Annotated in this window: 12 protein-coding genes, 1 other RNA gene and 3 pseudogenes; 5 read left to right on the forward strand and 11 right to left on the reverse strand. The window is 38.6% G+C overall.

Annotation, left to right across the window (positions count from 1 at the left end; translation table 11 throughout):
- Positions 1-23: 23 nt before the first annotated feature.
- From WG932_RS25680 to ald, 4 genes and pseudogenes are all read right to left on the reverse strand, one after another.
- Positions 24-263, reverse strand: coding sequence for a hypothetical protein (locus tag WG932_RS25680; RefSeq protein ID WP_483085867.1), 240 nt, complete (start codon positions 261-263; stop codon positions 24-26).
- A gap of 26 nt (positions 264-289) precedes the next feature.
- Positions 290-595, reverse strand: coding sequence for a hypothetical protein (locus WG932_RS25685; RefSeq protein WP_483085868.1), 306 nt, complete (start codon positions 593-595; stop codon positions 290-292).
- Positions 552-1,358, reverse strand: a complete 807-nt coding sequence (locus WG932_RS25690) for a radical SAM protein (protein ID WP_483085869.1) — start codon at positions 1,356-1,358, stop codon at positions 552-554. The genes WG932_RS25685 and WG932_RS25690 overlap by 44 nt, the downstream gene beginning before the upstream one ends.
- A 122-nt stretch (positions 1,359-1,480) precedes the next feature.
- A pseudogene (gene ald / locus WG932_RS25695) lies at positions 1,481-2,601 on the reverse strand (alanine dehydrogenase).
- A gap of 351 nt (positions 2,602-2,952) precedes the next feature.
- Here ald and WG932_RS25700 point away from each other — a divergent pair.
- Positions 2,953-5,373 carry an alpha-ketoacid dehydrogenase subunit alpha/beta gene (locus tag WG932_RS25700; protein WP_483085870.1) on the forward strand — a complete coding sequence of 807 codons (2,421 nt, stop codon included), beginning with the start codon at positions 2,953-2,955 and terminating at the stop codon, positions 5,371-5,373.
- 122 nt (positions 5,374-5,495) lie between these two features.
- On the opposite strand, the gene WG932_RS25705 is transcribed toward WG932_RS25700, so the two are convergent.
- Positions 5,496-6,167 (reverse strand): hypothetical protein, encoded by a 672-nt coding sequence (locus WG932_RS25705; protein WP_014020586.1) that lies wholly within the window; start codon positions 6,165-6,167, stop codon positions 5,496-5,498.
- 77 nt (positions 6,168-6,244) lie between these two features.
- On the opposite strand from WG932_RS25705, the gene WG932_RS25710 reads away from it, so the two are divergent.
- Positions 6,245-7,237 (forward strand): long-chain-fatty-acid--protein ligase, encoded by a 993-nt coding sequence (locus tag WG932_RS25710; RefSeq protein ID WP_483085871.1) that lies wholly within the window; start codon positions 6,245-6,247, stop codon positions 7,235-7,237.
- A gap of 185 nt (positions 7,238-7,422) precedes the next feature.
- Here the strand turns inward: WG932_RS25710 and WG932_RS25715 are convergent, their stop codons facing one another.
- Positions 7,423-8,580 carry a sigma-54-dependent transcriptional regulator gene (locus WG932_RS25715; protein ID WP_014020589.1) on the reverse strand — a complete coding sequence of 386 codons (1,158 nt, stop codon included), beginning with the start codon at positions 8,578-8,580 and terminating at the stop codon, positions 7,423-7,425.
- 30 nt (positions 8,581-8,610) lie between these two features.
- Positions 8,611-9,012, reverse strand: an RNA gene (rnpB, locus tag WG932_RS25720) — RNase P RNA component class A.
- Between the two features lie 572 nt (positions 9,013-9,584).
- Here rnpB and WG932_RS25725 point away from each other — a divergent pair.
- Positions 9,585-10,154 (forward strand): DUF3109 family protein, encoded by a 570-nt coding sequence (locus tag WG932_RS25725; protein WP_483085872.1) that lies wholly within the window; start codon positions 9,585-9,587, stop codon positions 10,152-10,154.
- A 193-nt stretch (positions 10,155-10,347) separates the two neighbouring features.
- Here the strand turns inward: WG932_RS25725 and murA are convergent, their stop codons facing one another.
- The 4 genes and pseudogenes from murA to WG932_RS25745 all read right to left on the reverse strand — a co-directional run bounded on the left by murA (position 10,348) and on the right by WG932_RS25745 (position 15,632).
- On the reverse strand, positions 10,348-11,655 hold the full coding sequence (gene murA, locus WG932_RS25730; RefSeq protein ID WP_483085873.1) for a UDP-N-acetylglucosamine 1-carboxyvinyltransferase: 1,308 nt from the start codon (positions 11,653-11,655) through the stop codon (positions 10,348-10,350).
- On the reverse strand, positions 11,655-12,329 hold the full coding sequence (locus WG932_RS25735) for a DUF4290 domain-containing protein (protein ID WP_014020592.1): 675 nt from the start codon (positions 12,327-12,329) through the stop codon (positions 11,655-11,657). Before WG932_RS25735 ends, murA begins: the two co-directional genes overlap by 1 nt.
- Positions 12,330-12,423: 94 nt before the next feature.
- Positions 12,424-14,668 (reverse strand): annotated as a pseudogene (locus WG932_RS25740) (ATP-dependent helicase).
- 152 nt (positions 14,669-14,820) lie between these two features.
- A pseudogene (locus WG932_RS25745) lies at positions 14,821-15,632 on the reverse strand (lysophospholipid acyltransferase family protein).
- 196 nt (positions 15,633-15,828) lie between these two features.
- On the opposite strand from WG932_RS25745, the gene WG932_RS25750 reads away from it, so the two are divergent.
- Entirely contained in the window at positions 15,829-16,419 is a 591-nt protein-coding gene (locus tag WG932_RS25750; RefSeq protein WP_014020595.1) for a sigma-70 family RNA polymerase sigma factor, read from the forward strand.
- Positions 16,420-16,442: 23 nt separating this feature from the next.
- Positions 16,443-16,715, forward strand: coding sequence for an anti-sigma factor (locus WG932_RS25755; RefSeq protein WP_014020596.1), 273 nt, complete (start codon positions 16,443-16,445; stop codon positions 16,713-16,715).
- Positions 16,716-16,718: the final 3 nt, after the last annotated feature.

Here is a 16,718-nt window from a genome sequence, read left to right on the forward strand (position 1 = left end):
ATGTTTGACACGAAGATAAACAATCAAATGGCTTTACTGAAAACAGGGCTCGATTTTTCTGCTTTATGACTGTAAGGATCCAATGCCATGCAGATGTTCCTCACGAATGGTTTTCCTTCTTCGGTGATGCTAATGTTTCCATTGGCAAAAGAAATTAAACCTTCATTTAGAAAGGGTAATAAATTGTCAGGGATTTTGCTACCTAGCTTCCAAGGTGCAGTATGGTTGCAAATCAAATTCATAATAAAAGTTTTAGCATCCAAATCGCTTTCTTTTTGAATGTGTCCTTTTATGATGGGGAATTCATTTTCCCATATTTTTTGGTGTAAGCCTCTATATTTTTTTCATTTTGCCCATAGGCATAGTGGACGTCGCTAATAGCGCTACTGCCTAATCCCAAGAGTATTTTGGATGGAGACGTGGTGTAGCCCATGAAATTTCTGTGCAAAGTTCGGTTTGATTTGGCTTGAAGAAGCGGATCTCCTTTTAATGCAAAATGATCCATACCAATTTCTTCATAGCCCATATCATTGAGCCAAATTTTCCCTTGCTCATATAGCGCTCTTTTTTTCTTCTTTCGGAAGGTGCTTTTCAAAGGATTTTTGGGCAGGAAAGGCAGCAGGTAAGTGGGCATAGCTGTAAAAAGCTATTCGCTCCGGCATAAGTGCTTTCGTTTTTTCGAAGGTGTCTTCTAAGGTTTCTAATGTCTGGTAAGGGAGGCCATAAATAAGGTCAAAATTTATGGAATTGTAACCGGATTTCCTGCTTTCTTCGGTTACTTGTTTTACCTTTTCATAGGGTTGATACCTGTGGATGGCCATTTGTACTTTACTGTCAAAGTCTTGTATCCCATAGCTTACCCTGTTGAAACCAAATCCTGCTAAAGTCACTAAATGGTCTTTGCTGGTATTGTTAGGATGCCCTTCAAAGCTGAATTCATATTCACTCATCAGTGTTGAATTTTGGATGATATGATTGATTAGAACCCAAAGAGAAGAAGGAGAAAAGAAGGTAGGAGTACCACCACCTAAATGAATTCCTGCCAGTTTTGGTTTTTCATCTAGTAGGTCAACATACATGTCCCATTCTTTCATTATTGCGGTAATATAAGGGAGTTCTACATTGTGGTTTTTTGTAATTCTTTTATTGCAACCACAATAAGTGCATAGGCTTTCACAGTAAGGAAGATGGATATATAAACTTATGCCTTCGTCGGGCCCGAAGCTTTTATAAGCATCAATAAATAATTTTGCCCAATTTGATGCGTGAACATCATTTTCCCAATGAGGAACGGTTGGATAAGAAGTGTATCTGGGAGCAGGTACATTGTATTTTTGTATAAGGGAGGGATTCGTCATTGCCACAGTAAGTTGATTTGTGGTGCAAAATTCCTCATACTTCAGTCAAGATTACATGATGACAAAAAGTAGAAATACTGATTAAAGTCATGTTTTTCCTAAAGCTTTTGTTCCTGCCATTGTTAATGGTGATTCAGGTAGTAACTCACCGGAACGTAAGGAAGGTGAAAAGTATCTGCTACAGCTTGATAGACGATATCACCTTTTATAATATTGAAGCCGTGATGGAGTTCAGGATATTTGTCGCAGGCTTCTTGCCAACCTTTCTGTGCCAATTCCATGGCATAGGGTAAGGTGGCATTGGTGAGTGCCAAGGTGGAGGTGTAGGGGACGGCTCCTGGCATATTGGCTACACAGTAATGCAATACTCCATCAATTGTATAAGTAGGGTCTTCATGGGTGGTGGGTTTGCAAGTTTCAATACAACCGCCTTGGTCAACAGCCACGTCAACAAGAACGGTTCCCGGAAGCATTTCCTTGAGCATGTCTCTAGTGATTAAATGTGGTGCTTTAGCCCCTGGTATCAATACTGCACCAATAATTAAGTCAGCATTTTTGATTAGATGTCTAATGTTAAATTCATTGGACATCATTGTTTTTACATTTTTTGGCATGACCGTAGACAGGTGTCGCATCCTAGGAAGGAGACGTCTAATATGATCACATCAGCTCCAAGACCGGATGCCATCCAAGCGGCTTGAGTGCCCACAATTCCTCCTCCCAATATCAATACTTTGGCAGGTAAAGTTCCGGGGACGCCTCCCAACAAAATCCCTCTGCCCCCTAGTGGTTTTTCCAGATAATTGGCACCTTTTTGGACCGACATCCTTCCTGCAACCTCAGACATTGGAACGAGTAAGGGAAGCGTTTTGTCATCCTTTTCTACTGTTTCATAAGCCAAGCAAATGGCTTTGCTTTTAATCATTGCTTCGGTGAGTGGTTTATTTGAAGCAAAATGGAAATACGTAAAGAGCAACTGATTTTCCTTGATAAGGGAATATTCCGGTTCGATGGGTTCTTTGACTTTCATGATCATTTCCCCTTTGCTATAAGTTTCTTCAATGGTAGGGGTAATGATTGCACCGGCGTTTTGGTAGGCCAGATCAGGAAATCCGCTGCCAAGCCCTGCTGATTGCTGAATAAATACTTGATGCCCATTTTTTGTGAATTCTTGAGCACCTGCAGGAGTTAGTGCCACTCTGTTTTCATTGTTTTTTATTTCTTTAGGAACAGCGATGCGCATAGTAGTAGCTTTAAAGTGAACGAATTAATCAAATATAATCATGGATTACCTTGAAGGGAAATGATTGATGGAATAAATTAAATAATGTTTTCTTCCTATTTTAATAATTGAAAATGGCTTTATTGCCTCTGATTGAGGATTGTGTAATTAAAATTTAGTCGATGAGCTATTAAATGAAGGTATTTTTATTACTAAATCAAAATAATATTCTTTTTAACCCGTTATTTATAATACTATTCAAAATATTATTGTTTTTAATTCATTTTAGCTCCTCTTATAAATTGGGATAACACCAAAAATTGTGTATTTTTGAAATCCTTGGATTTTCATATGAAGAAAATGGCGTAATTGATGAACACTGAATATCTACCAACTCTTACAAAAGAAAACGCATCTATTTTGGATGTGCAAAGTGTCTTGAATGACTATAGAATGGTCATGATTAGTAGGCATGCTTCATTGACGGTAAGAAAAGAGGTGTTTATGGGGAAAGCCAAGTTTGGGGTTTATGGTGATGGGAAAGAGTTGGCCCAAGTAGCTATGGCTAAGTTTTTTAGGATGGGAGATTTCAGGTCAGGGTATTACAGAGACCAAACCTTGCTATTTGCCATGGAAGAGTTGAGTATTCAAGAATATTTTGCCCAGTTATACGCACACACTGACATCAATGCTGAGCCTGCAAGTGGAGGTCGTTTGATGAATGCTCATTTTGCCACCAGGTCATTGAATGAAGATGGGTCATGGAAGAATCTGATGAAGATGAAAAATTCCACAGCCGATATTTCACCTACAGCAGCCCAAATGCCTAAATTATTGGGCCTTGCTTATGCATCTAAGCTTTATAGAGAAAATACGGCCCTTCATGACATGACCACTTTTTCGAATAAGGGGAATGAAGTGGCTTGGGGTACGATAGGAAATGCATCTACTGCTGAAGGAATGTTTTTCGAAACATTTAATGCAGGAGGAGTACTGCAGGTACCTATGGTGATTTCTGTATGGGACGATGAATACGGAATTTCTGTAACCAATGATTTGCAAATAACGAAATCAAGTATTTCAGCAGTTTTAGAAGGATTTAAAAGAGATAATCAAGAAAAAGGTTATGAGATTTTAGTCGTAAATGGCTGGGATTATAAAGGGTTAGTGAATGCCTACGGAAGGGCTAATAAACTGGCAAGAGAAAAGCATATTCCTGTATTGGTGCATGTCCAAGGAATGACCCAACCCCAAGGTCACTCTACTTCAGGATCACATGAACGGTACAAGAGCAAGGAAAGGTTAGCTTGGGAAGCGGAACATGATTGTGTCGTTAAGTTTAAGGAGTATATATTAGAAAATAAGATTGCTTCTGAGGAAGAGTTGGATCAAATAGATAGTGAGGCCAAGAAGCTGGTCAAAGAAAGTAAAGACAAGGCATGGAAGGCCTTTACCGCCACTATCCGTACCGAATTGGAGGAAGCGGTTGTCCTGCTAAATGATTTGGCGAAAAAAATAAAAAATAGTAGTGAGCTAATTAGAATGGCAGGGGAGCTTAAACGGACCTTAAATCCAGTAAGAATGGATGTTATTAGTACCGTTAGAAAAGCCCTTTTATTGGTTAGGAATGAACCTTTGGAGGTTAAGCTTAGGCTCCAGAGTTGGTACAGGACTCAGCAGGAGTTAAATGAAGATAGGTATTCAAGCCACCAATACAGCGAGTCAGCTTTCAGAGTAGAGGCTATTGCTCCTGTGGAGGTAAGCTACCCCGAAAAACCTGAGCTTTTGGATGGTCGTGAAGTTTTAAAAGCATGTTTTGATGCAATCCTAAGCAGGGATCCGAGGGTTTTCGTAATTGGGGAAGATGTAGGACAGATTGGAGATGTGAACCAAGCATTTGCTGGTTTGCAAGCCAAACATGGGCCCCTTCGAGTAACTGATACGGGTATTCGGGAAGTGACCATTATAGGTCAGGGAATCGGTGCTGCCCTGCGAGGCTTAAGGCCAATCACGGAGGTTCAATATTTAGATTATCTAATCTATGCATTGATGACTTTATCCGATGATTTGGCTTGTTTACATTATAGAACCAAAGGTGGACAAAAAGCCCCTCTAATTATTCGGACCAGAGGACATAGACTGGAAGGGGTATGGCATTCCGGGTCTCCTATTAGTATGATTTTAGGGAGCCTTAGAGGTATATTGTTGTGCGTCCCAAGAAATATGACCCAAGCAGCCGGAATGTACAACACCTTGTTGGAGGCAGATCAGCCTGCCATAGTGATTGAATCTCTTAATGGATACCGGCTAAAAGAAAAGATGCCTTCGAATATTGGGACATTTAAAGTGGCTTTAGGTAAGGCTGAGGTTTTACAGGAAGGAAAGGATATTACTGTAGTAACCTATGGTTCCATGTGTAGGATTGTAATGGATGCAGCCAAACAACTTTTTAATATCGGAATACATGTGGAGGTGATCGATGTTCAGACCTTGGTTCCATTCGATTTGGATGAGGTGATTTTAAACTCGATTAAGAAAACCAATCGGGTTATTTTTGCAGATGAAGATGTACCAGGAGGAGCTTCAGCATATATGATGCAACAGGTTTTGGAAAAACAGAATGCGTACTATTATCTGGATGCTCAACCGATTACCCTTTCCGCAAAAGAACATCGTCCGGCTTATTCATCCGATGGAGACTATTTCTCTAAACCAAGTGTTGATGATGTTGTGGAAAAGGTTTATTCGGTTATGAATGAAGCAGATCCTAAAAAATTTCCGGAGATCTATTAAATAATCTTATATAGGGTGAAATTATCTTTATCTCATAAGGGTAATTGCTCTTGATTACTGAAAGTAATAATTCTATATCAAATAAAAGCTTTTACATGTAATTGTTGTAAAGGGAATGGTTGTTAACGCTCTATTTGAGATAATGTAAAATCTGGGGTAGTGACAACATTACTTTCATTCAATGCCCTGTCTTTGACTTTAATTTCCAATTTTAAAGTGTCATTTCTGAAAACACTATTCCAGCCTAAAGATAACATGGAATACCTGATTTCTCCTTCAATGGCTCTTTGTTGCTCTTCTTCAAGCATGCGAGGAAAGCGCCCGTTGAAAGTGGTAAAATAAGGGGGGTCCGACCAATTGAATTCGGTATAATTACCTCCTCTTTTTATAAAAAATTTTACTAAAATATTATAATAGTCCTCGTTTTCAGAGACCCATAAGGTGTCTTTTATTTCTTGATTATTGATTAGAGGAAAAATTACCCAATCTCTGTTGTTGAAATCCGGGGCGTCGTCGGGACGTTCACTGTAGGTAATGAATTGACCGGCATCATCAGTAATGTAGGTGAGTTCATTAAACGGAGGAAAAATGTCGGTGGCATTTAATCCCAAATCTCCTTCTGCATCGCGAAAATCTAGCGTGACAATTAAGGAATCAGATCCGGATGTCTGGACAAATTCCAGATTATTGAAATCAATTTGTGGCACCGTAGGGAAATCTTCCGGTGGGGAAATGCATCCAACCCAAACTGAAAGTAGGAGTAGGGTAATGATGGTGTGATTTTTTAACTTCATAGGTAATCCGTAATTTTACACTTCCGCCTCTTTGAATGTAAAAATGATCAAATTTTGGGTTTTACCATAAAATAACGATGAATTCTTTTAAAAGTTTTAGTGAAAAAATTAAAACAGGGAAAATTGATGATTTTGATGCCCTGGCGATGGATTCATTTTTGTTTCAATCGACCCACAATAAAATTTACCAAAGATATCTGGAAGTTAGGGGGATTCCCCGGGACATCACCGAGATCAAGGCTATTCCCTTTCTACCCATCGGGATGTTCAAGACAACACAAGTGATTTCAGGACCTGAAGCTTTATTTAGCGGATGGTATTCCAGCAGTGGGACAACAGGGCAGGAAAACAGCCGCCATTACATTTATTCTAAGGATTTTTATTTGGAACATTGCGTCAATAATTTTGAATCAGTCTATGGTTCATTAGAAAATTTTCATGTATTGGCCTTGCTCCCGTCTTATTTGGAAAGAGAGGGCAGTTCTTTGGTAGACATGGCCGCGCATTTTATTGAAAAAAGCCAATCCATACATTCCGGTTTTTATTTGTACGATCATGAGGCTTTGTTGGGTAAAATGAAAGCGCTAAAAAAGGATGGAAGAAAAACCTTATTGCTTGGTGTGACTTTTGCTCTACTGGATTTGGCCGAAAAGATAAATGGTCATGTTGATTATGGTGATTTGATCGTTATGGAAACTGGGGGTATGAAAGGTAGAAGAAAAGAAATGATTAGAGAAGAAGTACATAAGGTTCTTCGAAGTGCTTTTAATGTAAATCAAATCCATTCCGAATATGGAATGACTGAGCTTATGTCTCAGGCCTATTCTCCTGGAGGAGGTAAATTTTGGTGTTCCCCATTTATGAAGGTTTTGATAAGGGATGTTTACGATCCTTTTGTTTATACCTCCGGTACTACGGGTGCCATAAATGTTATAGATTTAGCCAATTTCCACTCCTGTTCCTTTATTGAAACAGAAGATTTGGGGGTAAAAAATAAGGATGGTAGCTTCACTGTTTTAGGGAGAATGGACAACAGTGAAACCAGAGGCTGTAATTTAATGATCAATTAATTTTGTATTTATTTAGTATTTGTACATATTTGACTTAAATCTTTTAAAAAATTATGAAAACTTTATTGACGATTTTGGTGGCTTGTGCGATTTTGGTATTGTCTTCATGTGCTTCAAGCAAACCCTGTCCTGCATATGCGAAGACAGGGAGTGTAGAAGCAAATGGTTAAGGATTAAGCGGTTGTTTAATAATCTGCATACTTTTTAATGTCATCTGCAGAGATACTTTTGCCGCCGAGAATTACCAATCTTTCGATTACGTTTCTAAGCTCTCGGATATTTCCTGTCCAAGGAAATTCTTGTAGTTTTTGAATGGCTTCTTTATCTATTTCTTTTTTAGTAGTTCCATATTCAGCGGCAATATCGCCTAAGAATTTGTCTACTAGCAATGGTATGTCATCACTTCTGTCCTTTAATGGAGGAACTTGGATAAGTATGACGCTAATCCTATGGTAAAGATCCTCTCTGAAATTGCCTTCAGATATTTCTTTCTTTAGGTTTTTATTGGTGGCGGCCAACACCCTGACATTTACTTTAATGTCTTTGTCTCCGCCCACTCGAGTGATTTTGTGTTCCTGTAAGGCCCTAAGCACTTTTGCCTGAGCGGAAAGACTCATGTCGCCAATTTCATCCAAGAAAAGTGTCCCTCCATTGGCTTGTTCGAACTTGCCTTGCCTCTGTTTGTTTGCAGAAGTAAAGGCTCCTTTTTCATGGCCAAACAGTTCACTTTCAATTAACTCTGCCGGAATTGCAGCACAGTTGACGGCAATAAATGGTGCTTTTTCTCGGTTACTTTTTTGGTGGATCCAATGAGAAACCAATTCTTTTCCCGTCCCATTAGGGCCTGTAATCAAAACTCGGGCATCGGTAGGAGCTACCTTTTCTATGGTTTCCTTTACTATAGAAATCGCTTTGGATTCACCCACCATGTCTAGCTTCTTGGAAAGCTTTTTCTTAAGCACCTTAGTTTCTTGCACCAATTCTTTTTTGTCCAAGGCATTCCTCACTGTAAGCAAAAGGCGGTTTAAGTCCGGAGGTTTGGGAATGAAGTCAAAGGCACCTTTTTTAGTAGCCTCTACAGCAGTTTCTATTGAGCCATGGGCAGATATCATGATAAACTGAGGTTGCTTGCTTAGCTCAGCTGCTTTGGAAAGAACTTCCATACCATCCATTTTGGGCATTTTGATGTCGCAAAGGACCAAGTCAAAATCCTCGTTTTTTAGCATTTCTAGACCTTTTACACCATCCTCGGCTTCAAATATTTCATACTTTTCGTACTCAAGAATTTCTTTAAGTGTAGACCTGATGACTTTTTCGTCATCAATTATTAAGATTTTCGGCATGTTTAAAGCTATCCGTTTTTTTTGTAAAATAAAAAGTGCAGGCTTATAAGCCGGGTTCTGTAACTTCTCACAAAGTGTTTGCCATTTATCTAGCCTTTTCTTCACAGAAAAGGTCCAACGACCTACCCACTCCGGCTATCTTGAAAGATTTGGACGAGTAGCCCAATGACCGGAGCCTATTTGGTCTTTCAACCCATAAGGTTTACCCTGCAATACCGGTCGCCCGGTACCCGGTAGGCTCTTACCCTACCTTTTCACCCTTACCCCATTTGGTTAGACCTGCAGGGGCGGTTTATTTTCTGTGGCACTGTCTGTTATTTTGGTATTCCTACCAAAACACCTTCCCGTTAGGAAGTATGGTACTCTATGTTGCCCGGACTTTCCTCTTTTCCTGATGCGAACATCAAGAACAGCGACAAACCAGCCTGCACCCCACAAAAATAAATCAAATAAACCCATAATTCACAATGTTATTGGTTTTTAATTGATTGTTTACAAGGATCATATCTAGGTATTCTATTTCCCTCTTCAAATTTATTGTTTATCTTTCTAAGAGAGACACAATCATTTAGCTGACTAAGAGTATTATGAGAAATTTATTTAAAGGATTAATTGCCGGATATGGTGCTTATAAATTAGGCGGAGGCTGTTTTAGTACCATCTTGATTTTTATTTTGATCTGGTTTTTATTGGGTCAGTGTACCTGACTAATAAATACCCAATAAAAGGTTTAAGCTTCTTAAACCGGGTTAAGCAAGAGGTTTTGATATGCTTGTCCTAAGCTTTCTTAGGGAGGGGTAAAATCGCAAGAATATCGGGTAGTTTGAAAATTTTAGCATAGCCTTACTATGAATGAAATTGGAAAAAGAAACTAAGTGACTGGTTTTGAAGTGATTTTATCAAGGGTTAGAAGGTTTATTGCCTATTTCATGTTAAAAGCATTGGTCAATATTTATTTTTAACCTATTTAGGAAAACAATACCTTTGTAAAAAATTAGGAGCATATGATATTAGTTGAGAATGCGGTTATCAGCGATGATATAAAAGAACAATTTTTTGTTTGTGACCTTGAAAAATGTAAAGGAGCATGCTGTGTTGAGGGAGATGCAGGTGCCCCTTTGCAAGATGATGAAATTAAAATCCTTGAAAAAGATTACCCTTCAATTGCTCCTTTTCTTACAGATGAGGGGAGAAACGCCATTGCTGAAAAGGGAACTTGGGTGATTGATCAGGAAAATGAAAAAGGCACCACAACAATTGGAGAAAATGGAGCCTGTGCATTTGCCATTACAGATGAGAAAGGGATCTTAAAATGTGGTATTGAAGAGGCTTATAACCAAGGTGAAACTACTTTTAAAAAACCTATTAGCTGTCATTTGTACCCAATTAGGATTACCAAATATGATGAATATGAGGCACTGAATTACGACCGCTGGGAAATATGTGACCCTGCTTGTTCTTTGGGTAGTTCCCTAGGGGTTCCTTTGTATCGATTTTTGAAAGGGGCTCTTGTCAGGAAGTACGGAGATAAATGGTATGAAGCACTCTTAGATGAAATCGGAGTAAAGGAGTAAGTTGTGATCGTGTAATGATATACGCTACTGCTTTAATATTTAATGTATGGAAGGTTGGTATAGAAAATTGAAATGATTTCTATAAAAAGTAAAGCCTATATCAAATTCAAATGCTTGAATTTGATATAGGCTTTACTAGTAATAATAGTTTTCTATTACCAAAGGATCACCAAATTAATGAGCCAAAAGTAATTTAGTTAAACCTTACAATATCTGCTCCCAATGCATTGAGGCGTTGGTCAATGTACTGATAGCCTCTGTCTATTTGTTCGACATTGTCAATAATGGATACGCCCTCAGCAGAGAGGGCTGCTATTAAGAGAGAAACCCCTGCGCGAATATCAGGAGAAGTCATTCTGATACCCTTAAGCGGGTACTTTCGATCCAAACCGATGACCGTAGCTCTATGAGGATCACAAAGGATGATTTGAGCCCCCATATCTATCAACTTGTCTACAAAAAACAACCTGCTTTCAAACATTTTCTGATGGACCAGTACCGTTCCTTTCGCTTGTGTGGCCACAACCAAGACAATACTCAGTAAATCCGGGGTAAATCCCGGCCATATGGCATCCGAAACGGTTAAAATAGATCCGTCAATAAAGGTTTCGATTTCATAATGCTTTCTTGCAGGTATGTAAATATCATCTCCTTTGATTTCTAGCTTTATGCCTAATCTTCTAAAGGTGTCGGGTATGATTCCTAGTTTGTCTACTTTGGCATCTTTGATTGTAATCTCCGATTGGGTCATGGCTGCCAAACCTATAAAAGATCCGATCTCAATCATATCAGGCAATAGGGTGTGTTCCGTACCTTTAAGGCTTTTTACCCCTGTAATTTCTAAAAGATTTGAGCCCACTCCTGTTATTTTCCCGCCCATGCTGTTTATCATTTGGCATAGCTGCTGAATATACGGTTCACACGCTGCATTGTATATGGTGGTTTTTCCTTCAGCCAGGGTTGCTGCCATGATAATATTGGCAGTTCCGGTTACAGAAGCCTCATCAAGTAGCATATAGGTGCCTTTCAATTGGCTGCCATCGATTTTATACAGTTCTTTTTTGGCATCATAATGGAATTTTGCCCCTAGTTTTTGGAAACCAGTAAAATGGGTGTCCATTCGTCTTCTGCCAATTTTGTCTCTCCCCGGTTTGGAAATTTTACCGCCACCAAATCTGGAAAGCAAAGGACCAAGAAGCATGACGGACCCCCTAAGGCTTGAGGCTTTTTCAAGGTAGGCTTCTGTTTCCAGGTAGTCAAGCTTGATGTTTTTGGCTGTAAAGGAATAGCTTTCCGGTCCTTGTTTTTTCACGACCACTCCCATGTCTGAGAGGAGCTCTATTAGTTTATTAACATCCCTGATGTTAGGGATCTTGTTGATGATAACTTCCTCAGATGTAAGTAATACGGCACAGAGGATTTGCAAGGCTTCATTTTTAGCGCCTTGGGGAGTGATTTCACCTTTAAGTTTCGTCCCTCCATTTACCCGAAATGATGCCATTAATTCCTTCTTTTTTTGCTATTAGAACCGTTATTTCTTCTTTTGCCACCTGAGTAATTTCTTCTTCCACCGTTTGAATTATTGCCGGAATTACTTGGGACATTGCTTTTGAAATCCCTTCTCATACTGGTTTCAAAAAGTCCGTTTTCTTTGACTTTTTCTAGGTCAATGTGAAGTTTTCCTTTGGAGAGGGATTTAATGTCATCAATAATGATGGCATCATCAAAGTTTTCACGGTTCCAAGTAGAGTGAAAGCTTCGCATCAATTGTCCGATATAAATCAAAGCTGTTTCTTGCTCCTTATCGTCTTCTATTTCTATAGCTTTGGCGATTAACTTTTCAATGTTTCTTCCATAATGCTTGTATCGAACTTCCCCTTCTGGATAACCGATCGGTAGCGGTTTTTTACCCAGTAGTTCCTTTTCCGGCATTGGAAAAGGTGAATCCACCTCGAGTGAGAAATCAGACATTATGTACATGTCGTCCCAAAGCTTTTGATCACTTTCGGTTTTTAATAATGGATTGAGTTGCTTCATCAACTCCACCAAGGCATATGCATATTCTGTTCGCTTTTCTTGATCTGGAACAGTTTTTACATAATCCACTAATTTTTGGATGTTTTTTCCGTATTCTTTCAAAATAACTTTGTTTTTAGGCTTTTCACTATTTACCATGACACCTGCTTTTAAGTTTCCTGAACTTTTTCAATATACTAAAAAAATACGCATTAGTTAAGTTTCAGGTGCTTCCGGTATCTATGATCTTTTGTTATTCTACTATGCGAAGCTTTGCAAAGCTAAGTAATAATGTTTTATCTCCAAAATGGTCGAAATGAATATGTGCTTTTCTATTGGTGCCTTCCGTCTCAATTCCATGAACTTTACCAAAACCAAACTTGGGATGTTCCACCTTCATCCCTTCTTTCAAATTATTGGTGTTGGAAGGTTTAAAGTTTGGCCCCGGGTCATGTAATTTTGTAGTAGTATTTCTAATTGCCGGTTTTTTCTTAAGCCCTACAAAGCCTTGTTTTCCTTCGCTTTCCCTAAAACTACTGGAGAGCTTACTGCTTAATTTTTTATTGACTTTTATAAAAGTCGGGTCAATTTCTTCTAGAAACCTACTGGGCTCACAATTTAGCAACCTTCCGTAACGGTACCTTGTCAGGGCATAGCTAAAGTACAATTTCTCCATGGCCCTGGTTGTTGCCACATAAAACAATCGCCTTTCCTCTTCCAGATCTTCTCTGCTTTGCATCATCATCTGAGAAGGGAAAAGATCTTCTTCCATTCCTACCACAAACACATACTTAAATTCAAGCCCCTTGGAGGAGTGAATGGTCATCATAGTAACGGTATCCTGGTTGTTTTTGTTTTGGTCTTCATCGGTCAGCAAGGCGATTTCCTGAAGAAAAGCACCCAAGGATTTGTCTTCATTTTCCGGGTTGTCCACATACTCTTTGATGGCGTTGAGCAATTCCTGAACGTTTTCATACCGATTGAGTCCTTCAATAGTTTTGTCTTCATACAGATCCCTTAATAGTCCGGATTGTTTGGCGATAAAGGTGGCTGCTTCAAAAGCGTCTTTTCTTTCCACCTCCATCTTGAAGCTATTGATCATGGTGCAAAAATCCGTTACTGCATTTGCCCCTCTTCCGGATATAAAACTCTGGCTATTGTTGAGCACTTTCCACAATGAAATATCATGCTCATAGGCTCCTACCATGAGTTTTTCCACACTGGTATTTCCTATTCCTCTCTTTGGGTAATTTATAATTCTTTTGAAAGCTTCCTCATCTTCATGATTAACTACAAACCTAAAGTACCCCATCAGGTCTTTGATTTCTTTTCTTTGATAAAACGAGAGGCCTCCGATAATCCGGTAAGCGATTCCTGATTTCCTTAAGGCCTCCTCCATTGATCTGGACTGAGAGTTTGTCCGGTACAAAATGGCGAAATCACTATTGCTTAGCTGCTTGTTGTTTTTCTCTTCAAATATAGTCGCTGCTACCATTCTGCCTTCTTCATTGTCTGATGAGGCTTTCATCAATTCAATTAAATCTCCGGAATCATTTTGAGTCCATACATTTTTTTGAGCTGTGATTTGTTTTTGGCGATGATAGAATTGGCGGTTTCTACAATATTCTTGGTAGATCTGTAGTTTTGTTCCAGCTTAACAACCAATAGATCAGGATAATCTTTTTCAAAATTCAGAATGTTTTGGATATCTGCACCCCTAAAAGCATAAATACTTTGCGCGTCATCCCCCACTACACATATATTTTGGTGAACAGCTGCAAGCTTTTTAGTAATCAGGTATTGGGAAAGATTGGTGTCTTGAAACTCATCCACCATCACATATCTAAACCTTTGCTGGTACTTGTTAAGCACATCGGGATGGTCCCGAAACAGAATATTGGTATTGAAAAGCAAGTCATCAAAATCCATGGCAGAAGACCTAAATAGTCTGCTTTGATAGGCTTTATAGATTTCTCCCATCTTAGGCTTCATGGCAGCCTCATCATCTGCAGTAATATAGGGATCATTAAGGTAAGCTTGCCAGCCGATCAGCCTGTTTTTAGCTCCGGAAATTCTAGAAAGTACTGTATTGGCCTTATAAACTTTATCATCCAATTTCATCTCTTTTACGATGGACCTGATAAGCGATTTGCTATCATCACTGTCATAGATCGTGAAATTGCTTGGGTAACCTAATTTCTGTGCCTCTACTCGCAGGATTTTAGCAAAAACAGAGTGAAAAGTACCCATCCAAGTATTCCTTGCTTCTAAACCAATTAGTTTTTCTATGCGCTGCTTCATTTCACTAGCGGCCTTATTGGTAAAGGTTAGTGAAAGGATTTGAAAAGCATCTACCTTTTTTCGTGAATTAAATGGGCAATCCTATAAGTAAGCACTCTGGTTTTTCCTGAACCTGCCCCTGCAATAATCATTACCGGACCCTCTGTTTTTTTAACAGCTTCAAGTTGAGGAGGATTAAGGGTGGCTAAATATTCCATATACTATTCAATTTACTTTTGTCAGCTAAGTGATTGTAGCCGGTTCAAAGTTATCAATTCTTTTTGCTTATTCCCGGATACAATTTAATTGTCGGTGATTTTAAAAATTGTAAAGGGGATTTAAATAGCCCTATTATCTTTTTTTAAGCCTTTTATTTAAGGTTAAAGATCGGTTTCAAAGGTTTGGGACTAGCTATGATTAAATTATGGTTTTTTTGTTTCCACCTATTGTGAGACCATAAATAAAGAGATGGTTCGACTCTTATGTTATTTTCCAGTAGTTTGATAAATTGATCAGTAATGGAATGAGGTTCATGGTTTTGGTAGGGCGGTGCACTTAATACTTGGTATTCAAAAACATAATGCCCTCTCTTAGGCTTTGTGGTATGTGCATAAATAACTCTGGTGTTGAATTTTTTGCAAGCTTTTCACCTCCTTCAAAAAAAGCAGTTTCCCTATTCATAAATGGAGTCCAATACCTGATGTCAGACAAGTTGGGGCGTTGATCGGCTGCCAAAACAATTAGTCTGGGATTATTGCGGTTTCTTAAAAAGGTGCGTTGAAAGGATTTTCTTTCCGTAAGAATAGCACCGTAACGACAGCGAATGGATTTCATCAGCTTTTCAAAAAATGGAGCACTTAATTTGGTATATACTGTTTCGCACTTGTCTCCAACCTTTGACGAAACAGTTACCAGATGCCCCTCCCAATTAAAAAAATGACCACACATCCCAATTACGATTTCCCCATTGTCAACTGCGTCGTTGACCAAGTTTGAATTTTTGGTAACAAATCTCCGTTGTAGTTCTTTTTTGCTCATAGTCAGCAGTTTGATTGTTTCTGCCATTGAGTCAGTAAAGTTTCTATAAAAATCCTTGGCTATGCCTTTAACTTCAGCATCACTTTTTTCAGGAAAGGCATGTTTGATATTACTCAAGACTATTTTTTCTATACCCAATGACATAATAGGCGAGGAGATAAAAGAGGTCCGAAAAAATAAACAAGACTTTCAGTGGTAGTTTGGAAAACAGCCGAAATAAGAGCATATTACTTTCTGCGAGGTTTAATAAGAAATCATCCGGGGTCAAAATAATGAAATAATAGTGACTTTCTTGAGGAAAATTAGTTATAAATAAACCCAATTAGTAATTTTATGGTCTATGTCCGAAGCTCAAAGAAAAAAATATTCAGATAAAGATAAAAATAACATTTTTGATCATGAATTTATGCCTCATATAGATTCAATGTACAATTTTGCGTACAGGTTGACTTTCGATGAGGATGATGCCAAAGACTTGGTGCAGGATACTTATCTCAAGGCCTACAGATTTATTAATTCATTTGAGAAAGGAACCAATGCCAAAGCTTGGTTATTCAGGATATTAAAAAACAGTTTTATCAATGAATACCGAAAGAAAAGCAAACAACCCGCCAAGGTAGATTATCAAGAGGTTGAAACTTATTATAACTCTGAAAATGTTGATTATAGTATGACCTCAGATTTGAGAGTAGATGCGGTCAAAGATATGTTGGGTGATGAGATTTCAAATGCATTGAATAGCCTTGCTGTGGACTTCAGGACCGTGATTATTCTTTGTGACTTAGAAGGTTTTACTTATGAGGAAATGGCAAAGATTTTGGATATCCCTATAGGTACTGTCAGGTCAAGACTTCATCGTGCAAGGAACCTTTTAAAGGATAAACTTCGTTCCTATGCTGGAAACATGGGGTATGATACTGAAGAAGAATAATAATAGCATCGAAAATACTTAAAATGGACAAGAATCAAAATACATCCAACAAACGAAAGGAAAACTGTAGTGATGAAAATAAATGCTTTGAACTTTTGGAAAGCATTTTGGATGGAGAAGGCACGGCTGATTCAAAGGAGATCTTAAATGAAAAAATTGCTAAGTGTCAGCCTTGTTTTGAGCATTATCATTTGGAAAAAGTAATCAAAGAGATCTTGCAAAACAAATGTACCAAGCACATGGTGCCATCCGAATTAGCTGCCACCATTAGGCAAAAAATCCAAGATTTAAAGTAAGGA

This window comes from Cyclobacterium sp. SOCE241 (assembly GCF_056867545.1).

Bases quoted from the DNA above. Each gene is read 5' to 3' on its own strand.
- WG932_RS25705 (WP_014020586.1), bottom strand. From the start codon at position 6,167: ATGAAGTTAAAAAATCACACCATCATTACCCTACTCCTACTTTCAGTT.
- murA (WP_483085873.1), bottom strand. From the start codon at position 11,655: ATGGCATCATTTCGGGTAAATGGAGGGACGAAACTTAAAGGTGAAATC.
- WG932_RS25735 (WP_014020592.1), bottom strand. From the start codon at position 12,329: ATGGTAAATAGTGAAAAGCCTAAAAACAAAGTTATTTTGAAAGAATAC.
- WG932_RS25690 (WP_483085869.1), bottom strand. From the start codon at position 1,358: ATGACGAATCCCTCCCTTATACAAAAATACAATGTACCTGCTCCCAGA.
- WG932_RS25700 (WP_483085870.1), top strand. From the start codon at position 2,953: ATGAACACTGAATATCTACCAACTCTTACAAAAGAAAACGCATCTATT.
- WG932_RS25710 (WP_483085871.1), top strand. From the start codon at position 6,245: ATGAATTCTTTTAAAAGTTTTAGTGAAAAAATTAAAACAGGGAAAATT.
- WG932_RS25725 (WP_483085872.1), top strand. From the start codon at position 9,585: ATGATATTAGTTGAGAATGCGGTTATCAGCGATGATATAAAAGAACAA.
- WG932_RS25750 (WP_014020595.1), top strand. From the start codon at position 15,829: ATGTCCGAAGCTCAAAGAAAAAAATATTCAGATAAAGATAAAAATAAC.
- WG932_RS25715 (WP_014020589.1), bottom strand. From the start codon at position 8,580: ATGCCGAAAATCTTAATAATTGATGACGAAAAAGTCATCAGGTCTACA.
- WG932_RS25755 (WP_014020596.1), top strand. From the start codon at position 16,443: ATGGACAAGAATCAAAATACATCCAACAAACGAAAGGAAAACTGTAGT.